The sequence below is a fragment of the Rhizobium anhuiense genome, assembly GCF_003985145.1.
In the GTDB taxonomy this organism is placed as follows: Bacteria; Pseudomonadota; Alphaproteobacteria; order Rhizobiales; family Rhizobiaceae; genus Rhizobium; species Rhizobium anhuiense.
In genome coordinates this window covers 1-1,663 of the sequence record NZ_ML133557.1, presented here as the reverse complement: position 1 = coordinate 1,663, position 1,663 = coordinate 1, and the positions used below count along the sequence as shown (strand labels likewise).

1 protein-coding gene is annotated in these 1,663 nt (G+C 63.3%); it reads right to left on the bottom strand.

Annotated features, from left to right (window positions below; translation table 11 throughout):
- Window positions 1-1,663 (bottom strand): electron transfer flavoprotein-ubiquinone oxidoreductase (locus tag EEQ99_RS34305; protein ID WP_164736009.1); only part of this gene is annotated, 1,663 nt, incomplete at both ends.

The window sequence follows — 1,663 nt, the reverse complement described above, 5'->3', positions numbered from 1 at the left end:
ACATATTCGGATAGACCGGCCCCTCGCCGCCCTGCGGCGGCACCCAGTTGATGTTCTGGTTGGGGTCCTTGATGTCGCAGGTCTTGCAGTGCACGCAGTTCTGGGCGTTGATGACGAAGGTGTCCTGCCCGTCCTTCTCCACCCACTCATAGACGCCGGCCGGACAGTAGCGCGTCGACGGGCCGGCATAGATATCGTGCTCGGAACGCTTCTGCAGGCCCATGTCCTTGACCTTGAGATGCACCGGCTGGTCTTCCTCGTGATTGGTGTTCGACAGGAACACCGAGGACAGACGGTCGAAGGTCAGGACGCCATCCGGCTTCGGATAGGCGATCGGCTTGTGCTGGGCGGCAGGCTCCAGCGACTGCGCATCGGTCTTGCCGTGTTTCAGCGTGCCGAAGACGGAAAAGCCGAACAGCGTATTGGTCCACATGTCGAAGCCGCCGAGCGCCACACCGAGTGCGGTGCCGAACTTCGACCACAGCGGCTTGACGTTCCTCACCCGCTTCAGGTCGCGGCCGATGTCGCCCTTGCGCCATTCGTTCTCGATCTCGGTGACCTCGTCATGGCTGCGGCCGGCTTCGATCGCCGCCGCCAGCTTCTCGGCCGCCAGCATGCCCGACAGCACCGCATTGTGGCTGCCCTTGATGCGCGGCACGTTGACGAGACCGGCCGAACAGCCGATCAGCGCCCCGCCGGGGAAGGTGAGCTTCGGCACCGACTGGTAGCCGCCCTCGGTGATGGCGCGCGCCCCATAGGACAGCCGCTTGCCGCCCTCGAAGGTTCCGCGAATGGCCGGATGCGTCTTGAAGCGCTGGAATTCCTCGAAAGGATAGAGATAGGGGTTCTTGTAGTTCAGATGGACAACGAAGCCGACCGCCACCAGATTGTCTTCCAGGTGATAGAGGAAGGAGCCGCCGCCGGTCTTCATGCCCAGCGGCCAGCCGAAGGAGTGCTGCACCAGGCCCTGCCGGTGATGCTCGGGCTTGACCTGCCAGAGTTCCTTGATGCCGATGCCGAACTTCTGCGGTTCACGATCCTTCTGCAGATCGAACTTGGCGATCAGCTGCTTGGCGAGCGAGCCGCGCACGCCCTCGCCGATCAGGGTATATTTGCCGAGCAGCTCCATGCCGCGGGTATAGTTGGGTCCAGGCTCGCCGTTCTTCTCGATGCCCATGTCGCCGGTGGCAACACCGATCACCGCGCCCTCTTCATTGTAGAGCACTTCGGTGGCGGCAAAGCCCGGATAGATCTCGACGCCGAGTTCTTCGGCCTTGGTCGCCAGCCAGCGACAGACGAGCCCAAGCGAAACGATGTAATTGCCATGATTGTTCATCAAGGGCGGCATCAGCACATTCGGCAGGCGAACAGAGCCGGCCGGGCCGAGCAGCAGGAAGTGATCGGCGCTGACCTCGGTCTTGAACGGGTGCCCCTCCTCCTCACGCCAGCCGGGCAGCAGCCGGTCGATGCCGATCGGATCGACGACCGCACCAGACAGGATATGCGCCCCGACCTCAGAGCCCTTCTCCAGCACGACGACCGAGAGGTCCGGATTGACCTGCTTCAGCCGGATCGCCGCCGCAAGACCGGCCGGACCGGCGCCGACGATCACAACGTCGAATTCCATGCTCTCGCGTTCGGGCAGATCAGTCGTCTCGGTCAT